This is a genomic window from Paenibacillus sp. EKM206P (genome assembly GCF_011066155.1).
GTDB lineage: Bacteria > Bacillota > Bacilli > Paenibacillales > Paenibacillaceae > Paenibacillus > Paenibacillus polymyxa_D.
On sequence record NZ_JAAMNQ010000001.1, the window covers coordinates 538,086 to 558,359 of the forward strand.

The window sequence follows — 20,274 nt, forward strand, 5'->3', positions numbered from 1 at the left end:
TGCATGACTATACAAACTTACGATGATGCTTCTTACCGTCATATGAGAATAAGGCGAGCTTACCCTCAATCATCGTTTCCAAATGAACGGTGCGCCCCCACAGCTGATATACATACGGAAGCGTGCGCTCCATATATTTTAAATCTAGCTCAATGCCTTCGTACTGGTGCTTGAGCTTCAACTCGCCCGTATGCAGGTAATCTCCATCCTCGACGACGATATAAGGGGAGCCTCCATTCACACGTGAAAACACGAGCTGATCCCGTATGTTTTCCCAGGATTTATCGGTAATTTTCCAATCAGGTCCTCGTTTCTCAAACACGTACAGATCCAAATCCTCTGTCAGCTTCTTGGTCATGTAATTGCGTATAAAAGAGGTGTCTGAGTCAAACTCTCGCACCTCGAACATTTTAGCTCGACCCTCGCCCGGTTTGCGCCCTTGTCGCTCTTGCTCCTCACGGGTTGGGTTATCCCAACGTTTTTCAATATCCTCAAATATTTTCAGTCCCAAATAGTACGGGTTCAGGCTTTGCTTGGAAGGCTGTACGACAGAAGCGTTCAGCATCGCAAATTCAACGGTTTCCTCCCCGGTCAAATCCAGTTCCCTGACAATCCGCTGGTGCCAATAGGAGGCCCAGCCTTCATTCATGATTTTGGTCTCCATTTGGGGCCAGAAATATAGCATTTCGTCCCGCAGCATCGTCATAATATCTCGCTGCCAGTCCTCCAGTACCTCGGAGAATTCCTGAATAAACCAGACGATATCTTTTTCAGGTTCCGGTGGGAACTGGCGTACCTTAATACCCTCGGTCTCGGCCGAATCATGCTGCTTTACTGTGTCCAGTGACCACAGATCATCGTAAGGTCCGATGGGACGCTGGTGTTTTTTGGGTTCTTTTTGCTCCTTGATTTTGAGTTCCATATAGCGCTGTTTATCCAGATGCCTTGGTTTGATAAGCTGTGGGTCTACATGCTCCTGTATCGCCAGTACAGAGTCAATGAAGGATTCAACAGTCTTTGAACCATATTCCATTTCATAGCTGTTGATTCGATCTGCTGTGGCCGACATACTCTCCACCATATTGCGATTAGAAGCTGAAAAGCGGGCGTTGTGTTTGAAAAAATCACAGTGTGCCAGTACATGAGCGACAATTAGTTTATTTTGCACCAAAGAATTTCCTTCCAGCAGGAAGGCATAGCAGGGATTGGAGTTAATGACCAGCTCATAAATTTTGCTCAATCCAAAATCGTACTGCATTTTCATCTTGTGAAACGTTTTTCCAAAACTCCAGTGGCTGAAGCGCGTGGGCATACCATAGGCTCCGAACGTATATACAATATCCGCCGGACAAATCTCATATCGCATCGGGTAGTAGTCGAGCCCGAATCCATCGGCAATCTCCATAATTTCTGATATCGCATATTCTAGCTCCTTCTGGTCGGTGCTCATCCCACCGTTCCCCCTTCCCGTTTGCGAAAAAAGGTGCGTAAGGCTTGGTATACCTCACCTTTTTCCTTGATGACATAGTACATAAACTGATCCTTTTTAATATTCTTGTAGGCTGACATCAGCGTGCTGCTGCGATTATATTGATTCACTTCGCCATAGCCGAACATATTGCTCCGCTTTATAAGTTCCTCGATTAGCTTCACGCACCGCTCATTGTCTGAGGTCAGGTTATCGCCATCCGAGAAATGGAAGGGATAAATATTGTAGCTGGAAGGAGGATATCGTTTGTCGATAATCTCTAGTGCTTTCAAATAAGCGGAAGAGCAGATCGTGCCGCCACTTTCTCCGCGGGTAAAAAATTCTTCTTCCGTAACCTCTTTAGCCTCGGTATGATGCGCGAGAAAGACAATTTCCACCTTTTCATACTGACGGCGCAAAAAGCGGGTCATCCAGAAAAAGAAGCTGCGAGCACAATATTTTTCAAAAGCGCCCATTGAGCCTGAGGTGTCCATCATGGCTATAATGACCGCGTTGGATTGGGGAATGGTCTTCTCTTCCCATGTCTTGTAACGAAGATCGTCCGGACTAATATGATGAATGCCGGGCTTCCCTTCACGGGCGTTGCGACGTAGATTTTCGAGAATGGTTCGTTTCTTGTCAATGTTCGCTTGCATGCCTTTTTTACGTATATCATTGAACACGATAGATTCAACCTCAATTTGATCCTTGTCTTTTTGCTGTAAATTCGGCAATTCCATTTCCTCGAACAGCATATCTTCCAGCTCTTCTATGCTGACTTCCGTTTCCATAATATCGTGTCCCGGCTGGTCGCCGGCTTTCTCACCTTTACCAGGCTTCTGGGAGGCAGAATCACGCCCGATGACATCTCCCACCTGACTATCTCCATCCCCTTGGCCTACATGCTTTTGCTTTTGATAGTTATAAATGAAGCGATATTCATCCAGGCTGCGAATCGGCACTTTAATAATCTGTTGACCGTCCGACATAATAATATTTTCTTCCGTTATCAGATCGGGTAGATTTTGCTTAATGACATCTTTGACCTTCTGCTGATGACGTTGCTGGTCCTGGTACCCTTTGCGATGCAGCGACCAATCTTCGCGGGATACGACGAATGAATATGGCTGGCGTGGTTCCGGCATTATTAGGCACCCCCCAAGTGGATACACGGCACAGTTTGGCCTTGTTGGTTATTAAGTATATTCACGGGGATGAACGATATGTGATGGAACTCGATTTAAATTCTGCCCGTTTGCTTTTATAATGAAAGTAAAAAATGTAAAAAAAGAATGGAGAACCTTGGGTTATGGAAGAAATTGCAGTACTTATAGTAGACGATGAGCAGGGGTTGCGGGATATGCTGACAACGGTGTTAAAAAAAGAAGGGTTCCTTCAAGTCAGGCATGCTGCAACGGGGCGGCAAGCGCTGCAAGTCGTGATGGAATCTCATATAGATGTGATTGTACTTGATGTCATGCTGCCTGATAACGATGGGTTTGAGATATGTCGTCAAATGCGACTATATACCGATGCCCCTATTCTTTTTTTGACGGCAAGAGATACAGACCTAGACAAATTAATGGGGTTCGGTATCGGAGGAGATGACTATATTACCAAACCGTTTAACCCGCTGGAAGTCGTTGCCCGTATGAAGGCTCGAATGAAATATCGGAAAGTTTCGACAGTGGTCATGAAACCGACCTTACGCAGTTTAGATTTTGGATATTTTCGATTGGAACTGGAATCCGGTGTGTTGTATGTGGAGGACAAGCAGGTCGAGTGTCCGGCACGTGAATGGCTGCTGCTGGTATTTTTGTGCAAGCACCCTAACCGTATTTTCAGTGTACGGCAGCTTTACGAGGCGATATGGAGCGAGGCCTTCTTGGGTGATGAGAAGACTGTAGTGATTCATATTTCCCGTTTGCGGAAAAAAATAGAACCTGATCCCAAGCACCCGCAATTTTTAATCAATGTAAGAGGGCTTGGTTATAAAATGATGTCAGTCAAGATGGAGGAGCAAGGATGAACTCTCTGGTTAAGATGTCCTTTCGTTTTATGAAAGTAACGTTGTGCTTTGTACTGGCCTATGTCCTATGTTTTGTTATTTGCACGATCTTATATATTTTTATAAAAAGTATATTTGGAGCATCTCAAAATATAAATATTGATCTCTTCTGGGCAGGACTTGGTATCGTGCAGAGTGTTGTGTTCATAGTTGCTTACGGATGGTATATAGGCAAACCTTTGGTGTATGTAATCAAATGGATTGGAAATATTGCGACAGGGGAATTCCAAGCGCCGCTAAGTGAACTGGAACTGCCGGAGGGCAAAAAAAATCAGAAAAATAGTTATAAACCTCCGTATCAATTGTATAAAGAAGTTTTTGAACAAATGAACATCTTATCGGCTCAATTGCGCAGCAATGAGGAAGAGAGAGTGGAATTAGAGAAACGAAAACAGCAGTGGGTAGCAGGTGTAAGCCATGATCTCAAAACACCATTATCTTATATTGAAGGATATGCGGCTATGCTAACTGCTCAAGAGTATGACTGGTCTGATGAAGAAAGAAGAAGCTTTAGTATGGGTATCAGTGAGAAAGTGACGGAAATGAAGCAGTTGATTCAGGATTTGAATGCTTCTATGCAGCTTAAGGAAGGTCCATTGCCAATCCAATTGGAGAAGGAGGACATTGTGGAGTTTCTCCGTAGTACAGTCATAGATATCGCTAACCATCCTTCAGCCGAGCAATACGAATTTTCTTTTACGTCAATGGACGCGGCATGTATTATGCCCTTCGATAGTAAATTATTAGGCAGAGCGCTGCAGAATTTTTTGATTAACGCAATCATTCATAATCCTCCAGGTACACACGTTTCCATGGAAGTAAACAAAGCGAACGATAAGCTTCATATTTCTATCGAAGATGACGGAATAGGAATGAATTCCAATGAGTTCATACAGGCATCTCACTCCCAAGGGCATGGAATACCTATTGCTAAAAGCTTTATTGAAGTGCACAACGGAACGCTTCATATCCTTCCAGGCAGTAAAGCGGGCACAAGGATGGAGATTTCACTGCCGCTAAACATCTAACTTTTTAACATCTAACCCCACATTTTGCTGTTTGCTCGGTTTTTTTGCCTGCTGTTTAGGGACTGTTTACCTGATGTTAACTTTACTACAGTAAACTGTATATAACTTAAACTTCAGCATTAGAAATCGAGAGGAGATCAGGAAATGTCTGCATATGTAATACATACACAGCAGCTAACTAGGCGTTTTGGAAAGCGGGAATTTGTAAAACGAATAAATCTTCAGGTACCTGGTCAGCAAATTTATGGATTTTTAGGACCTAATGGGGCAGGTAAAACAACCACGATTCGTATGCTACTTGGGCTGATTAAATCCACATCCGGAGAAATTGAGATTTTCGGGAAAAAGCTGAAGAATCAGCGTATGGAAATATTGAAGGATGTGGGTTCCTTGGTTGAATCACCTGCCTATTATGCCCATTTATCCGCATATCGAAATTTGGAAATCGTTACAACGATGCGTGGACTGCCGACCCGAAGAATTCATGAAGTGCTGGATTTAGTGAGATTAAGCAAGGATGCGTATCGTCCGGTAAAGGGATATTCCTTGGGGATGCGACAAAGACTGGGGATTGCTATGGCGCTTATTGCGAATCCCAAATTATTGATACTTGATGAACCGACGAATGGTTTGGACCCATCTGGTATTCAGGAAATTCGGGAGTTAATTATGAGCCTTCCTGGCGCTTACGAAATGACGGTACTGGTTTCGAGTCATTTATTAAGCGAAATTGAGCAGATTGCAACCTATGTAGGAATTATTAATCAGGGTGAAATGATTTTCCAGGGAACGATGAAGGAACTCACCGCCAAAAGCAAGCCTCAATTATTCATTGAAACCCCAGATCCTGTTCTGGCTGCCGGTGCACTGATTCAGCATGGATGGACAGCCGGAGCTGAATCGATTGAACAAAATGAGGTCGTGACCCCTATTGTAGATCGGCAACAATCTTCGGAGATGATCAAGGTGCTTGTGGAACACAATCATCCCATTTATCGGGTCACAGAGAAGAAAAAAACATTGGAGGAGATATTCCTGGAACTGACAGGTAAGGAGCGAAGCTTATGATACTCCGGGTTATAAAGGCAGAGGGGCTTAAGCTGAAGAAAATATGCTGGTGGATTCCTCTTATACAGGGGTGTGTACTTACAGGCATGACTGCTGTGGAATGGTATCTTTACTTTCGGCAAGGACCAGGAGGTGTCTATGCTGGTTTTGCCGTTATGTTTATGTTCCTTTCGTTTGTGATGCTGCTTGGCGGTACACTTTTGGCGAGCATTATGGCCGGTACAGAGCATGATACTCAAACATGGAAGCAGCTTATGGCCATGCCTGTTCCCAGAAGCCATATCTATTTATCCAAAATCGTATGGATCGTGATTCTGCAATTGGGTACCGCCTTGATCACTGTAGCAGGTATGAGCCTCATCTGGGTGTTATATACAAACGAACCCATTCCTTGGCGGATCATGCTGTTACAGCCGATTAATGCAAGCTTGGCTACCCTACCAGTACTTGCAATTCAACTTTGGCTGTCTACACTTTTCACTAATCAGGCATTCCCATTAGCGTTTGGTATATTCGGCTCTATTGCAAGCTTGTTTTTGGCACGCACAAGTATTCTGTGGATTAAAATATTGCCTTGGTCGTACCCTGCCCTATCAAGTCCTCTAATGAAGGAACACATGATTTGGGTAATCGTTGCTTTAAGTGCGGGAGTCATCTTTACGGGACTTGGTACACTACAGTTTACCAAGCATGAATTCAAATAGAGAGGAAAAGATACATGGGCTCTATTTTACGCGTGGAGACAATAAAGCTTCAATGGATCATGGTTTGGATTCTCATTATATTGGATGCGGTCATAAATTCTTTAATGGGAGTCCTGGAACTGAATGATTTGAAGCAGTTTTTTTCGCCCAGTTGGTTAACTTTATATACGTATTCAGCGCAATTTCACTCTATGTTTTTTTATCCGCTCTATTGTGGAATTATCGCTTCTCTTTTGTGTGCGTATGAGCATCGGGATGGGGGATGGAAGATTTTATTAAGCAGCCCGTATCCTCGTCAACAAATTTATTATGCAAAATATATATTGCTCATTCTCATACTGGGTCTGGATCAGCTTATATTTATAGTAGGCTATTTTGTAAGTGGAAATATAGTAGGTGCTCCAGGAGAAATCCCTTGGTCTGTCGTTCTTTCTACCGGTTTGGGAGGGTGGCTTGGGATTTTTCCCCTGGCAGCACTACAGCTTATGCTCTCGATAAAAATTCGGAATTTTGGAGCTTCTCTGGGAATGTCCATTTGTTGTGTGGTTCCTAATATTGTCATAACAGGCTTTCACTCTTCCATAGGTGCGTGGTTTCCTTTTACGATTCCTTATTATATTATGATGCCGCAAACAGCGACTTATGCACCCAGAGTTGAGCCTTATAGTCTCGGACTGATTGTCATTTTTACGTTTTTAGCCTATCTGTATGGTGGAAGAAAGATGTTTGTGAATAGGGACTGGTTGTAGTTAGGATAGCATGAGGATGTAATCCCAACCGATCTCTTTGTTCTCAGAAACACTTAATAAAGCAGCTGCAATCCCAGCAACGCCTTCAAGCATGCCCGCTTTTGTCAGCCAAGTTAAAGAGCCATCTGACCTTGGCTCGGGGTCCAGATATCCAAGTGGGCTATCCATTTGAAAGCGATCAAGCAGACAATTCGTTAACTGTTGAATAAGCGGGAGAAACGCAGGCTCTTTACTATGACACCACATTCGCCAAGAGATGGTAAGTAATCCGGCAAGACCGTGACAGAGTGCAGAAGAGTCCATTTCCCGCTTAGCTATCTCATAGGAGATTGCACCGACACAAGCTTTCACAGCCAATTTTTGCAGATTATCGTTATGGAGAGCCTTTCCGGCAAGAAATAGGGAACAGGCGATGCCGGGTGTACCGTAGCACCATGCTTCTCTTGCTCGTTCCAAATCAAACTGCAAAGAGCCTGTTTCAGCTTCAAATGGAACGACATGAGGCCAGTAGTAGCCGTAGGTATCTTCATATTTATACTTAAGCAACCATTCCGTAATGGTTTCGATCGCTTGATATTGGCCTTTTACTTCAATTCCAGCACTGTAAGCTACAGATAATAAAGCCAACGGTCCAGGAATCCCGTGTGCCATTCCACAATTAAAATTGCCCAGAGGATAGTTACGTTTATCCCGGTCTAAAAATTGAAACTTTTGCGGGGAGTACCACCCTGGGACATAACGATTGTGAATATGTATGGGATGTGTAAGATCGGTAAGAAATTGAAGAATTGGCTCAACAAGAGGAGTACAGATAGGATCGGTTGAGTTCATCAAAATATATCTTCCAATCCCTGAAGCTCCCGAAATGGTGTCAAAGGCTTGCATGGGCATACCTTCGTGAAGGCTTAATTGTTCTGTGTTCGACTGAAGCCATTGCTCTGTAAGAGGCATCATCCATTGATGTATTTGCTGTAAGAAATTACTGTAGTATTTTCCATGATTAGAAGCCTCTCTTACGGACGAAGCGATGCCTGCCCAGCCACTGTAAAGAGAGAGATCGTGAAGACCATTTTTAGCAAGTGAGGATTGGATCTGAGCCATGTTTGAATGTATGGCTCTATTCCAATCATACGAAGGGTCTGAGGCACGCCATTGCGATAGTAAATGAATGTTACCAGGGTAACCATGCGAAAGTGAAGTTTCTCCCCATGGGTGGTACTTTGTTTCTGGCGAAACATTGTGTTCCGCATGGACTGCTGCATAGACGGATTCGGGCTCGCATAGACGTAAAGCAATTTTTTTACTAATATCTCTTGCACGAACTTGGTCGGATTGTTGTATAACAAAACTATCCATTTTCATATGAAAGCCTCCATTATTTTTTTCTTCATTATATTGTCACTAAAATCTAGTGTGTTGTCCTTAAAAATACTAAAAAATAATGAAGGTTTATCTTAAATGTACTCGTTGAAATTAAGACAAATGTAAGAATTATATAAAGTCTAGTTAAGATTATATAACTTATAATAAAATTGTAAAAAATAAAAGGAGGTAACAAGATGAAAAATCAATTTGATCTGGACTTGCAAGTAGCTAAAAATGAGGTTGCTCCAAAAGGAGTTCAACCAGCCAGTGGTATTATCTGTACTCCTTCATGTGCAACAGGTACTTTGAATTGTCAAGTTAGTCTTACCTTCTGCAAAACGTGTTAATAACGAAAATACATGGAAAAAAGGCACGGTTTCTATAACCGTGTCTTTTCCAGTTACGAAAATGAGGGAAGGATTTATGGTTGAAGATTTGAAGGGGAGATCAGTTGAAATCAGTAAGTATATAGCACAAAAGCTAATAGACCTATCATATACAGAAAAGATAGTTAATCATACAAACAACCTTTCACCTTCACGTGGAAATCCCCCTTGGAATCCTGGCTCGCTTGCCGATGGAATTCCGGGTGTGTTTGCGCTGTTGTCCGAATGGGGTTACCTGGAGCCAGATCAAAATTGGGCAGAGCATGTGCATAGTCAGTTACGGTACTTAGATACTAACTCTCTATTATTATTGCCTCGTATTTCTCTTTATTATGGAACAACAGGAGTAGCTTATGGCATATTATTAGCTTCCAATAACAGAGCTAATTATAACAAACTAATCTCTCAGCTTAATAAGTATATTGAAGTAAAGTGGGGGGATTTACCTGTAATTGACACAATTACAGAGTTCAGTAGGCAAATGGATATCATCAATGGGCTGCTCGGAGTGGGCAGATACACTCTGGAGGTTGCTGAAGACAAGACGATGTGTGATCTGTCTCGTCAATTATTAGACACCATTACGCACTTTATACCTGAATATATACATTTGTCGTCAAGGGAAGATTCGGCTTCAATCCATCTAGGTTTGGCGCATGGTATCACCGGAATACTTGCACTGCTTGTCACTGCCCTACAAAAAAAGATCAAAGTTGAAGGACTACATGAGGCTATAAAACATATAGCTGATTTTTTGCTTATTCAAATTCAGGAGGATCAATATGGCTGGTATTGGCCTGTAAACTCTCAAGCGTCTTCAATGAACAAGAGAGAGAAAAAAGTAGGGATGAGAGAAATTGAAGGCTGGTGTCATGGAACCTTTGGAATAGCTTGGACATTATTCAGAGCAGGAATTGAGTGTAGTAATGAAGAATGGAAAAAGATAGCGGAAAAAGCTATGGAATCCATATTTTGCTTAGATGATGAGCTACTAAACGCGCTATCCCCTACTTTCTGTCACGGGTTGGCCGGTTTGCTTCATATGGCTCATAGATTCTATAGCTTAACCGGTAATATAGCAGCCTTACACTTTGCCGATCAGATAGCTTTAAAGTTAGTAAATTTATACGACGAAGAGCTCCCATTTGGATACCGGGATTTGGAGGGGACAACTCATGTTCATAATGTAGGAATACTGCAAGGAGCAACAGGGATTGGGTTAAGTTTGCTGGACTATGGAATTGGGAAAGAACATCCTAAATATTCAGGGAGATGGAGTGAATTGTTTCTAATTTCTTAAGGGCGCTCTACCTTATTGCTTATCTGAAGCATTGGTTTTGGGGGGATTAGATGAAACAAAAATTTATGGTTATATCATCTTTTAGGAAGATTAAGCATTTTTTTGAGACTTTAAGCACTCCAGAAAACATTCGAATCATGTTTTATGATTCGCTTTACCAGGCTCTACCGGAGATTGATGAGCAGTGTATCGGTGTAGCTTTGAATCAGGATCATATAACGCTAGAGGACTTGTCTTACTGGCACACCATTAAAGAAAAATTCACGGTTCCATTTATCTTTCTTTCCTATCATAGTGATGACCAACGGCAATTGGATCTCCTCAAACAACTGTTTTCAATGGCTTCATCTGCATATGGAGTGGAAAGAGAACAGCAGGCTATTAGTTTATCACCCAATGTCATTTTTGATCCTGCTGGAAAGGTTATTTGGAAGCAAGGGCATGAGCATATGCTGACTATGATGGAATTCCGATTATTAATGTATCTTCTAACTGCAAAAGAGTGTGCTTCTACGATTGATCACATTATAGACAGAGTCTGGGGAGTGGATGCTTTTACTACGTCTAATACGGTGTATGTGCACATCCGAAAATTGAGAGAGAAAATAGAAGATGATCCAAGTCATCCAAAAATTCTGGTAACATGTCATGGAATCGGTTACAAGTTGAATATATTTCCTAAAAACTTGGAGGTGGTCAGTTGTGAAGAGACAACTGCATTACACTGATGCGCATAAACTACATAATGAAGTGAGAGATCGGGATGAAAGATGGTTTAGTGCATGTGATTTTTTTCTAATCAGAGCTCCATTACTATCGCTAGACCGATATTTTCAGGTGTTTTCGGATCAAGATGTGGACAGCCAGCTTACTTTGGAGGAAATAACTCGTCGATTAAAGTTGATATCCCAAGAAGCTGTTGTTCAAGAAGCCATATCATTAGCCTCTCCGTCCCTAATGCAGTTTTTACATTACTTGAATGATGGTCATGCTTTGGATGATAAAGGAGAGCTACAAAAGTATGAGAAGACGCTGAATAGCTTTTATCGTTATTTTATTCGGATGACTACCCGAACGACTCCATTTGGGTTATTTTCAGGAGTGGGGCAGGGGATTTGCGGGAAGACTACCGATCTGGATATTGGTAGCTATCCTAAGCATCTGAAGAGAGCTAGACCCGACATGGAATGGATATATAAACTGATTCAAAAAATAGAAGCTGATCCGGCCATATTTAATCAACTAAAGGTTTTCCTAAACAAAACGGTTATGATCAAAGGAAATCGAGCCAAATTACCATTCCGACCTAAGCATGGAGCAGCAGAAGCTGATGATTCGGCAGAAATTTTTAATTCCATTCGGCTTACTGACGTTGTTCGAATGACGTTTGAAGCTGCGGAACATCCAATTCGGGTGATGGAACTGAAAGAAATACTATTAAAGGCATTCCCTGACGCTACTTTGGAAATCATAGCTGATTATTTGCAGCAACTAGTAGAGCAAGAGTTTATTTTGAGCGAGCTTAGACCTCCGTTAATGGATCATTCACCCTTTCATTACATATTCGAAAAAATTAAAAATCTGGACATTTCCGATCCTTGGATTCACATTTTACACGAAATTGATGCTTTGTTACTTCAATATAATCAATGCACGATTGGAGAAGGAGAGAAGGTCTACCGGAAATTATGTGACAAAATGCTGGATATCATTTCTGTAAAAACACCTGTACAAGTTGATGTTAAATTGGATAAAGAAGTAACGCTGCCGAAACATGTGCTTGATGAGGTTTCATTAGGGGCTGAAGTCATGTGCAAATTGTATGCATCCCCCAAAACGGATGAATTGGCTGAATATTTGAATCGTTTCTTGGAAAAGTACGGTGTGTATCAGGAGGTTCCTATTCATGAACTGTTTGATGAGGATTGGGGTCTGGGTATACCGGAAATGTATCGTTCAAATGAAAAAAAATCAATGGGCATGGAGGCATTTAAACGCAACGCTGTTCTCTTTCAATGGGTTTCGAATGTCATTTCTAATCATGAAATAGAACTCGCCCTTACAGATGAACAGTTAGAGCAACTGATGATTTCTGATAACTACGACACTTCCCCAGAATCAATGGAGATCTATTACAGTATATTTGCTGATTCTCCTGAAAAAGTTGATTCTGGAGACTATTCACTTTTACTTGGAGCCAGTGCTGGCTCGAATAGAGCGGGTAAAACCTTTGGACGTTTTCTGGATATGTTTAGTGAGGAGTTTGTACAAAAATTCTCTGAAATATATGATCATCACCGATGCTTTCATCCCGATGCGTTATTGTCAGAGATGGTTTTTATGCCGGAACAGGGGAAAATATCAAATATCTCATTAAGCAAAAATTTAATGGCATATGAGATTGTGTCGGGAACCACCTCTTCTAAAGATGAGGACCATACGCTCTGTATTGATGATTTAGTGGTGGGTGCTACTCATGATCGTTTTTATGTCAAGTCCAGACGTTTGGGTAAGGAAATAATCCCCTTGCAAACACATATGCTGAATTACAAGCTTTCACCACATATTTTCAGATTTCTAACGGATATTACCAATAAAGAGATTGGTACATGGTCTTATTTTGACTGGGGGCCATTAGAGCAGTCCCCTTTTTTGCCAAGACTAGTTTATAAAAAGATCATTATTAGTGCTGCGCAGTGGAAACTGAGCAAAGCTTCATTGAATATTTCAGAATCATGCGAGTCCAAAGAAGGGGAAGAACTTTTCCATATGTGGAGAAAACAATGGAATGTACCGCGCTATGTTTATCTAACGATGGGGGATAATCGCCTTTTATTAGACCTATGTAACCTCTTCCATATCAAAGAATTGCTACATGAGGTGAGCAAGACACGTGAAGGACAGGAACTTCTTCTTACCGAGTGTTTGGGTAATCCCTTCCATACCCCAGTACAGGGGACGGCAGGAAGATATATGGGAGAATTTGTGTTTCCACTAAAGAAGAAAAAAATAAAGGTGAAACCGAGTATCCCTAGTTCACAAAGCCATATGGATTCTCAAAACTTCATTGCTCATCCTCCTTCCAGCATTCATAGAGGCATATTTCCAGGAGGGGAGTGGCTATACCTTAAATTGTACGGAGTCAAGGAAAGAGAGACTGACCTGGTAGGCTTAAGCCTAGGGCATCTCTTAAAACAGCCGGGGTTTAAGGATTGGAGTCGAAAATTTTACTTTTTGCGATACGTTGATCCTGAACATCATATCCGTTTACGTTTTCAGGGAGAGCCCGATAAGCTATGGGCAGCTGGTTTGGCGCAATTAAATCAGTGGGCAGCCGAGTTACGTGAAGAGGGGCTAATAACGAATATGGTCATAGATACATACCATCCTGAATTGGAGAGGTATGGAGGACAGACACTTATGGAGCTGGCAGAACAGGTTTTTGACGTGGATAGTCAATGGGTCATCGCCTATATGAAGGGAATTCGCTCTAATGCTTTCAATCTGGACATAGAGATTGCGGCTGTGATTAACATTATTCATTATCTGAGTGGTTTTGGTTTAACGATTCAGGAGCAAGTGAAATGGCTAGAAGAGAGAATTGATTGCAAGCCTCATATGAAGGCGTTCAGGGATGTCAAAAAAACATTGATTACCGCTGTAGAATCGAATTATGAATGGATTGGACAAGCAGATACGAACACACAGGTTGCTTTCTTAGCGCTTGTAGAAAAAAGACAGACTATGATTCAGCAGTATGCTCAAGCGATAATCCTGGCTAAAAATAATCACGAACTTACCAATCCTCCTGATGATATTTTAGGCAGTATCATTCATATGCATTTGAATCGTCTGCTTGGTGTAAATAGGGAGCGAGAAATAAAATGTATGGCTTTAGCTAAGCATACAGTAGCTAACCTGTTGCATAGGAAAGGGGTAAGCTATGTCACAGTCTAATGGACAAACCAATGACCTGATCTCTTTGTCCTATAAAAATATATTTCGTACCTTTTTATTTTGGCCTCGTATATTCAGGCTGCTTTGGGACACACATCCTTCCTTTTTGATTGCTATACTCATTACGAATTTATTGAAGGGTGCAATTCCTGCTGTGATCCTTTTAACCACGAGAGAATTAATCAACAGTGTCGTGGCCGGAGCGTCAGGGGGCAGCTTTCAACCTGTTTTTATAGCTTTTGGCGTCTTGATCGGTGTCAATTTGCTGTACGATCTGATCAATATTGGCGAAAGCTTTTTTCGTAAAATGTTTCAAAGCCGGCTATCGAACCAGGTAAATATCAGAATTATTGAAAAAGCACAAAAGATGTCTTTGCAGTCGTTTGAGGATGCAGATGTGCAAAATATGCTCCAACGTGCTCAGGGAGAGGCAGATTTTAGGCCGTTTGAAATATTTACTCAAATTCTTGCCATTATTAGCAGTGTTGTAACCTTATTCTCGACGGGTGCTATTCTCATCGCATGGAGATGGTGGGCGTTCTTATTCATTTTTCTCATTCCATGCTTATCATTCTATTCTTTTTTACGTATCGGGCAAAGAGAATTTAATGTTCACTTTCAAAGAGCAGGAAGACAACGTGAATCCTGGTATTTGTCGTTTTTAGTGACAAGAGATAATAGTTTTAAAGAAGTGAAAATATTTCAATTGGGAGACTATCTGCGAAAAAGATACAAAACGATACTCGAAGGGTTTTATCGCGAGGATAAAGTGCTAGCGGTTCGTAGATCCTATACTTCTCTTGTATTTCAGATTGTAAATCAGGGTGCGTGTGCATTTATTATTTTCATGGCCATACAAGCCACTTATGTTGGTCAAATTTTAGTGGGGAACTTGGTGAGCTTAATTCAGGGTATCACGTTAACCCAGTCAACATCGCAGAGCATTGTACAAGGGATTTTAAGCTTGTGTCAAAATAATTTATATATCAAGCAGCTATTTGACTTTTTGGATATGCCAGAAGAGGCAAAAATACAAAAATCAGTTCAGCAATTGCCTTTGTCCGCTATTCACAGTATTGAATTTCGGAATGTATCGTTTAGATATCCGAACACGGAGGAGAATGCCATTTCTAATGTTAGCTTCAAGCTTCATCAAGGAGAGAAGCTGGCCATTGTAGGGAGAAATGGATCGGGTAAATCAACGATTGTGAAGTTACTAACTCATCTGTATTCCGATTTTGAAGGAGAAATCTTAATTAATGGACACTCTATACATGAATTGGATAAAGACAGTTTTAGAGAAAAAATAGGCGTTGTTTTTCAGGATTTTGTACATTATGAGATGGCTGTTAGAGATAATATAGGCTTTGGGAATGTGGTTTCCAGAGAAAATGATGAGGCTATTTGGACAGCTATAGATAAGGCGGGAATTACAGATTTGATAGTCGGCATGCCTGATAAAATGAATACCTTGCTTGGAAAATGGTTTGAAGATGGACAGCAGCTATCTGGAGGACAGTGGCAACGTATTGCAATAGCCAGGGCTTTTATGAGAAATGCCGATATATATGTCTTGGACGAACCGAGCTCTTTTTTGGATCCACACGCGGAAAAAGAGGTTTTTCAAAAGTTTGATCAGCTTATTCATGAGAAAATAGGAGTGTTTATTTCACACAGATTGTCTTCCGCACGTATGGCGGATACCATTATTTTAATGGAGGAGGGCAGAATTGTAGAAGCAGGTAGTCATGAACACTTAATGGATATAGACGGAGTGTATGCAGAAATGTTCAGGCTGCAAGCCTCCTCGTATCTTTCACAACGAGCGCATGGTTTTGAGGAAGGAGATTTGTCGCCCTCGTTAGTAAGGACGACAGATGGAACCTAAGAAAGGACAGACGCCCTCCTATTGTAGGAGGGTAACTTTTATTTTCACCATAAAAGTCGAACTACAGCCATACTCACAATACCGACAACGACGGTAGCCAGCAGGTTTTTGCTCCACAAGGCGGTCACTAGCGTTGGAAAGACAGCCATAAGCACTTGCCCATTAAAAGTGACGGAGGTCTCGGTTCGGACGAGCAGATTTTCCATCACGAGTGCAGTGAAAATACAAATAGGAATATAGGAAAGCCATTGTAGCACTGGCTTGGGTAGCGCCAGCCTTTGCAGCACGACAAAGGGAATGATCCTTGGGATCGCCGTGACAATCATGGCACCGATAATGATATACAGGACATGGGGATTAATGTTCATTTGTCGGTTAACACTCCAATCGTTGCGGTGATCATGGTCGCTACAATGACAGCAATATGTGACGGCACCCACCAGGACAAAAGGTACATCAGAACAGCCATACATAGCACAAGCAGCAGACGATGCTTGAGTTTGGAGGTATGGACACTTTGGAGCTGGGAAATGAGTAGGGCAAGAAACATCGCAGGCAAGGCAAAATCCAGACCAAAAGCCTCCGGTCGGGAAATCCAGTTTCCGAGAATCCCTCCTGCCACACAGGATGCAATCCAGGCGAGATAAGCTGTAATATTAAGCCCGTTCATCCAACGGTCACTGACCTGTCCGCCTTTAGCCAATTTATCAGACGCTACCCCAAAGGATTCATCCGTCAAAAGAACGCCGATACCTATGTTTTTCCATAGTGAATATTTAGAAAAGTAAGGAGCCAGCGATGCACTTAGCAGCAGATGGCGGGCATTCACAATGAATGTCGTTAAAATAATGACGGATGGAGGACTGGCTACAGCCAGCATTGAGCACATAATAAACTGGGAGGCTCCTGCGTATACAAGCGCCGACATCAGGGCAATTTCCATGGTGCTAACCCCTGACGAAGCGCCCACAATCCCTGCCGCGAACCCAATGCATACATAACCAAGCAATGTAGGAATGCAATCTTTAACCCCTTGTAAAAAGCTGAGTGAATCATGCTTCGTTCCGCTCAACTCCGAAGCTATGGACATTTTAATCTTACCCCCAGTGTATAAATTTTTTAATAGTATATAACGGAAGTCGTAAAGTATCAATATATTACACAATTGTATGTTATATTGAATATCACCTATAGCGAACACACAGTATTATTGTCCGCTCTCGGCTACACTCTTCTATTCAGAAAAATTACAGCCTAATAGAGTAGAATACAGGAGAATTGCCCTTAAAAAGCTGTTTGATTTACTATTGATGACCCAAGGAAGGCTATGTATTTACCAAAAAGCTTCGCTCGTGTTCCGGTTGCAGACGATTTGGCAGCAGCCAGCATCCAAAAGCGGTGTTCAAATCGGATGTGTTCATACAAGGACTGTTTTGACTGAATGGGGAGTTCGTAAAAAAAGGGCGTCCCAGTCAGTTCATGACTTATGGGACAACCCTAAGATGGTAACTTATATAAGCTCCTGCCGTTTTTTCAGATATCTGTAGAGAATAATTCCCGAGACCGCGCAGATGGCTGCGCATAGACCGATAACTCCATATCCCGCCTGAAGCCCGCGCAACATGCCAAGCTCAGTAGTTGCGCCGTAGACTATCTTGACCCCTTCGATTACCCAGCCGATCACATAGTTGCCAATGACACTACCTATACCCATCAGCGTGACGACGAACGTAATAGCTGTATCACTGTCCTTCGGATATCTCCGTGCTATGAACGCCATCACGGTCGGATAGATCATTGCAATGCCTGCACCCGATACGGCAAAGAGAAACGCCAGTCTCTCCCCACCCGCGATTGCTGCGAACGTACATATCGCTGAGAAGGCGGAGAATAGAATCGTCGAAAGCACAAACCCCATCCGGTCAGTGAGCGGACCAAGCAACAGGCGCCCCAACGAGAAGGTAAGAAAGAACGCTGAGAGCATGCTGGACGCCTTCACCGTACTCCATGAATACGCTTTCTCTAAGAAGTTGACTAGCCAGCCCCCAACTGCGAGCTCAGAGACTACCCCAAACGACAGGATCATTACCATCATCCAGAGTGCCGGATCGCGGGTTAGGGTCTTGAGTGAGGTCCGTTCCTCATGCTGCAGATCGTCTCCCGGGAAGGTGCTGAGCAGCGCGGCCACAATCGGCAGCAGGCAGAGAGACAACATAGCCAGATACATCCCCCGCCAGTCCAGCGTATGTCCAAATACCGTCAGTGACATGACTCCCGTCGCCAGCAAAGGGGCGACTGTTGAACTGAGCCCATAGAAAAAGTGGGACAAATTCATCATCGTGCCGGTATTTTTCACAAAAATCCTCGCCCCCAAAATGGCGAGCGCAATCTCTAGCATGCCGTTCCCAATATACATCAAGAAGTAGGACGAGGCGAAGAAAGGATACGTGTGCGACAGATAGATGAACACTCCCGAGATGATCATGGAAGCAAAGGAAATGATGCTGACCGCCTTGATTCCCCACTTACGGACAAGAACGGCGGTGAACGAGCAGGCAATCAAATAACCAAGTGCGTTTAGAGACAACAATGTTCCGAGCTGCTGTTCATCCAGATTGAAGTCGAATTGAATGCGTGGAATAGCAGGGCCTTTAATATTTTCCGAGATGCCAAATACAATAAAGCCAATAAAAATTGTCGCCAGCTGCATCGTGTACATGTAACGGGACTTGCGGGTTTGCGAATTCAAATTTAGTCCCTCCTAGATAGTCAACGTTGGTTTTCTCACCTGTTGGGTGTTCAGGGACGGAAAAGTCATAGGATAGCAGCCCTCCTTCAGGATATTACAATAGTTTTCAAAAACGTTTTAATAAGTGAAGTTTAAGGACATTTATATTCAATGTCAAATGTTTTTATTGGCATGTTGAAGTTAACGAGGAACCTGACCATATTACAGTAAATTATAGCATGCCTACTTCCCGTTTAAGCCTTGTATATACCTTGATCGGCTTCTATATATAGCGAACACACAGTCTTTTGTGTATTCTTCATATATAGACTTTTGGATACGAGGAGGTATAATTCGGTGGATTCAATGCAATATATTATTGGTTCTAATTTGGCTCAAATCAGGAAGACTAGAGGACTTAGTTTGGATAAGGTGGCTGAACTGACAGGGGTCAGCAAAGGGATGCTGGCTCAGATTGAGAAGGGGAAATCCAATCCTACGGTAACAACCCTTTGGAAAATTGCGAACGGTTTGCACGTATCCTTCTCCACCTTTCTTAAAGAAGACCCGCCGCAAATCACGAAGATTCGAAGGGAAGACCTGCATCCGGTTATTGATGAGGACGGTAACTATTTTGTTTACCCTGTATTCCCGTATCACGCTGAAAAGAAGTTTGAGGTGTTCACGGTAAGTCTGAAGCCAGGCTTTACACACCAGGCAGAGAAGCATCTGGGAGAGGAAACGATTCTCATGATCCGTGGGGAAATGTACTTTGAGATGCAGGGGCAACAGCTCAAGCTGAGTGCAGGGGATGCCGTGCAATTTCAAGTATCTGACATACATACCTACCGCAATGATTCGGATGAGGATGCCGATTTTTATGTATTGATTTATTATGCGGATTAGTGGGATGATTAGCATAGTCTAAAACAGGCTTCCACATCAGGATTTTGCAAAATCCTGAGATATAAAAGAGAGCAACGAGGAAAAGAGAGGAAAGAACCCATGGAAAGCAAGTACATCCGAGAAACCTACTGCTTTAAGACATCCCGAGTATTTCCCAACGATATCAACAATCATAACACGCTCTTCGGCGGCCGATTGATGTCGTATATCGACGATATCGCATCTATTGCAGCTGCTAAGCTGTGTCGTACGAACACAGTTACAGCCTCTACGGATTCGGTGGATTTTTTGCTACCTATCCATCCGAGTGATTCTGTCACGCTAGAAGCGTTCGTAACCTGGACAGGCCGTAGCTCGATGGAGGTGTTCGTAAAGGTAATTCGTGAAGGACTAATGACTGGCGACCGAAAAATCGCAGCCACCGCCTTCCTGACCTTTGTGGCATTGGACGAGAACAACCGTAAAGTGACCGTGCCGCAGGTGATTCCAGAAACAGAAGAGCAGTTACAATTGCACCAGACGGCTCCATCACGCGCAGCCATACGGCGTCAGCGGAGGGAAGAAAGCAAGCAGCTGGCTAGTTTTCTGACAACAGATTATCCGTGGGAACTATAACGTACTAAAGATTATCAATTTCATCGTTTTACGTAAAAAGGAGC

The 20,274-nt window shown here is 42.6% G+C and carries 18 protein-coding genes; 12 read left to right on the top strand and 6 right to left on the bottom strand.

The features are described 5' to 3' along the window. Positions 1-7: 7 nt before the first annotated feature. Positions 8-1,450 carry a SpoVR family protein gene (locus G9G53_RS02605; RefSeq protein ID WP_069012807.1) on the bottom strand — a complete coding sequence of 481 codons (1,443 nt, stop codon included), beginning with the start codon at positions 1,448-1,450 and terminating at the stop codon, positions 8-10. Then, on the bottom strand, positions 1,447-2,613 hold the full coding sequence (gene yhbH / locus G9G53_RS02610; RefSeq protein ID WP_029516533.1) for a sporulation protein YhbH: 1,167 nt from the start codon (positions 2,611-2,613) through the stop codon (positions 1,447-1,449). Before yhbH ends, G9G53_RS02605 begins: the two co-directional genes overlap by 4 nt. A gap of 164 nt (positions 2,614-2,777) precedes the next feature. On the opposite strand from yhbH, the gene G9G53_RS02615 reads away from it, so the two are divergent. The 5 genes from G9G53_RS02615 to G9G53_RS02635 all read left to right on the top strand — a co-directional run bounded on the left by G9G53_RS02615 (position 2,778) and on the right by G9G53_RS02635 (position 7,085). After that, a complete protein-coding gene (locus G9G53_RS02615; RefSeq protein ID WP_165145107.1) occupies positions 2,778-3,497 on the top strand; it encodes a response regulator transcription factor in 720 nt (239 codons plus the stop codon). Beyond that, positions 3,494-4,564, top strand: coding sequence for a sensor histidine kinase (locus G9G53_RS02620; RefSeq protein WP_165145110.1), 1,071 nt, complete (start codon positions 3,494-3,496; stop codon positions 4,562-4,564). Before G9G53_RS02615 ends, G9G53_RS02620 begins: the two co-directional genes overlap by 4 nt. A 144-nt stretch (positions 4,565-4,708) precedes the next feature. Next, positions 4,709-5,632 (top strand): ABC transporter ATP-binding protein, encoded by a 924-nt coding sequence (locus G9G53_RS02625; protein WP_165145113.1) that lies wholly within the window; start codon positions 4,709-4,711, stop codon positions 5,630-5,632. After that, a complete protein-coding gene (locus G9G53_RS02630) occupies positions 5,629-6,336 on the top strand; it encodes an ABC transporter permease (RefSeq protein WP_134903595.1) in 708 nt (235 codons plus the stop codon). Before G9G53_RS02625 ends, G9G53_RS02630 begins: the two co-directional genes overlap by 4 nt. 14 nt (positions 6,337-6,350) lie before the next feature. After that, a complete protein-coding gene (locus G9G53_RS02635) occupies positions 6,351-7,085 on the top strand; it encodes an ABC transporter permease (RefSeq protein WP_165145116.1) in 735 nt (244 codons plus the stop codon). Here the strand turns inward: G9G53_RS02635 and G9G53_RS02640 are convergent, their stop codons facing one another. After that, positions 7,086-8,447 (bottom strand): lanthionine synthetase C family protein, encoded by a 1,362-nt coding sequence (locus tag G9G53_RS02640; protein ID WP_165145119.1) that lies wholly within the window; start codon positions 8,445-8,447, stop codon positions 7,086-7,088. It lies immediately after the preceding gene. Between the two features lie 197 nt (positions 8,448-8,644). On the opposite strand from G9G53_RS02640, the gene G9G53_RS02645 reads away from it, so the two are divergent. The 5 genes from G9G53_RS02645 (at position 8,645) to G9G53_RS02665 (ending at position 15,981) form a co-directional block, all read left to right on the top strand. Then, on the top strand, positions 8,645-8,797 hold the full coding sequence (locus tag G9G53_RS02645) for an FDLD family class I lanthipeptide (RefSeq protein ID WP_023987834.1): 153 nt from the start codon (positions 8,645-8,647) through the stop codon (positions 8,795-8,797). A gap of 76 nt (positions 8,798-8,873) precedes the next feature. Continuing rightward, positions 8,874-10,136, top strand: coding sequence for a lanthionine synthetase C family protein (locus G9G53_RS02650; RefSeq protein ID WP_165145122.1), 1,263 nt, complete (start codon positions 8,874-8,876; stop codon positions 10,134-10,136). A gap of 50 nt (positions 10,137-10,186) precedes the next feature. Then, on the top strand, positions 10,187-10,864 hold the full coding sequence (locus G9G53_RS02655) for a winged helix-turn-helix domain-containing protein (protein WP_165145125.1): 678 nt from the start codon (positions 10,187-10,189) through the stop codon (positions 10,862-10,864). Then, positions 10,839-14,093 (top strand): lantibiotic dehydratase, encoded by a 3,255-nt coding sequence (locus tag G9G53_RS02660; RefSeq protein ID WP_165145128.1) that lies wholly within the window; start codon positions 10,839-10,841, stop codon positions 14,091-14,093. The genes G9G53_RS02655 and G9G53_RS02660 overlap by 26 nt, the downstream gene beginning before the upstream one ends. A gap of 154 nt (positions 14,094-14,247) precedes the next feature. Beyond that, a complete protein-coding gene (locus tag G9G53_RS02665; RefSeq protein WP_238794813.1) occupies positions 14,248-15,981 on the top strand; it encodes an ABC transporter ATP-binding protein in 1,734 nt (577 codons plus the stop codon). 44 nt (positions 15,982-16,025) lie between these two features. Here G9G53_RS02665 and G9G53_RS02670 read toward each other — a convergent pair whose 3' ends face one another. From G9G53_RS02670 to G9G53_RS02680, 3 genes are all read right to left on the bottom strand, one after another. Beyond that, positions 16,026-16,349 (bottom strand): AzlD domain-containing protein, encoded by a 324-nt coding sequence (locus G9G53_RS02670; RefSeq protein WP_165145134.1) that lies wholly within the window; start codon positions 16,347-16,349, stop codon positions 16,026-16,028. Continuing rightward, positions 16,346-17,071: an AzlC family ABC transporter permease gene (locus G9G53_RS02675; RefSeq protein ID WP_165145137.1), complete on the bottom strand. Its 726-nt coding sequence runs from the start codon at positions 17,069-17,071 to the stop codon at positions 16,346-16,348. The genes G9G53_RS02670 and G9G53_RS02675 overlap by 4 nt, the downstream gene beginning before the upstream one ends. Positions 17,072-17,491: 420 nt before the next feature. Then, complete coding sequence (locus G9G53_RS02680) at positions 17,492-18,730, bottom strand: MFS transporter (RefSeq protein ID WP_165145140.1); 1,239 nt, start codon at positions 18,728-18,730, stop codon at positions 17,492-17,494. A 336-nt stretch (positions 18,731-19,066) separates the two neighbouring features. Here G9G53_RS02680 and G9G53_RS02685 point away from each other — a divergent pair, with 336 nt between their 5' ends. Continuing rightward, entirely contained in the window at positions 19,067-19,615 is a 549-nt protein-coding gene (locus G9G53_RS02685) for a helix-turn-helix domain-containing protein (protein WP_029516544.1), read from the top strand. 99 nt (positions 19,616-19,714) lie between these two features. Continuing rightward, positions 19,715-20,230, top strand: a complete 516-nt coding sequence (locus G9G53_RS02690; protein WP_013309488.1) for an acyl-CoA thioesterase — start codon at positions 19,715-19,717, stop codon at positions 20,228-20,230. Positions 20,231-20,274: the final 44 nt, after the last annotated feature.

Coding starts and splice junctions, on each gene's coding strand:
- G9G53_RS02690 (WP_013309488.1), top strand. CDS start 19,715: ATGGAAAGCAAGTACATCCGAGAAACCTACTGCTTTAAGACATCCCGA.
- G9G53_RS02670 (WP_165145134.1), bottom strand. CDS start 16,349: ATGAACATTAATCCCCATGTCCTGTATATCATTATCGGTGCCATGATT.
- G9G53_RS02615 (WP_165145107.1), top strand. CDS start 2,778: ATGGAAGAAATTGCAGTACTTATAGTAGACGATGAGCAGGGGTTGCGG.
- G9G53_RS02640 (WP_165145119.1), bottom strand. CDS start 8,447: ATGAAAATGGATAGTTTTGTTATACAACAATCCGACCAAGTTCGTGCA.
- G9G53_RS02655 (WP_165145125.1), top strand. CDS start 10,187: ATGAAACAAAAATTTATGGTTATATCATCTTTTAGGAAGATTAAGCAT.
- G9G53_RS02635 (WP_165145116.1), top strand. CDS start 6,351: ATGGGCTCTATTTTACGCGTGGAGACAATAAAGCTTCAATGGATCATG.
- G9G53_RS02630 (WP_134903595.1), top strand. CDS start 5,629: ATGATACTCCGGGTTATAAAGGCAGAGGGGCTTAAGCTGAAGAAAATA.
- G9G53_RS02620 (WP_165145110.1), top strand. CDS start 3,494: ATGAACTCTCTGGTTAAGATGTCCTTTCGTTTTATGAAAGTAACGTTG.
- G9G53_RS02625 (WP_165145113.1), top strand. CDS start 4,709: ATGTCTGCATATGTAATACATACACAGCAGCTAACTAGGCGTTTTGGA.
- G9G53_RS02650 (WP_165145122.1), top strand. CDS start 8,874: ATGGTTGAAGATTTGAAGGGGAGATCAGTTGAAATCAGTAAGTATATA.
- G9G53_RS02675 (WP_165145137.1), bottom strand. CDS start 17,071: ATGTCCATAGCTTCGGAGTTGAGCGGAACGAAGCATGATTCACTCAGC.
- yhbH (WP_029516533.1), bottom strand. CDS start 2,613: ATGCCGGAACCACGCCAGCCATATTCATTCGTCGTATCCCGCGAAGAT.
- G9G53_RS02605 (WP_069012807.1), bottom strand. CDS start 1,450: ATGAGCACCGACCAGAAGGAGCTAGAATATGCGATATCAGAAATTATG.
- G9G53_RS02645 (WP_023987834.1), top strand. CDS start 8,645: ATGAAAAATCAATTTGATCTGGACTTGCAAGTAGCTAAAAATGAGGTT.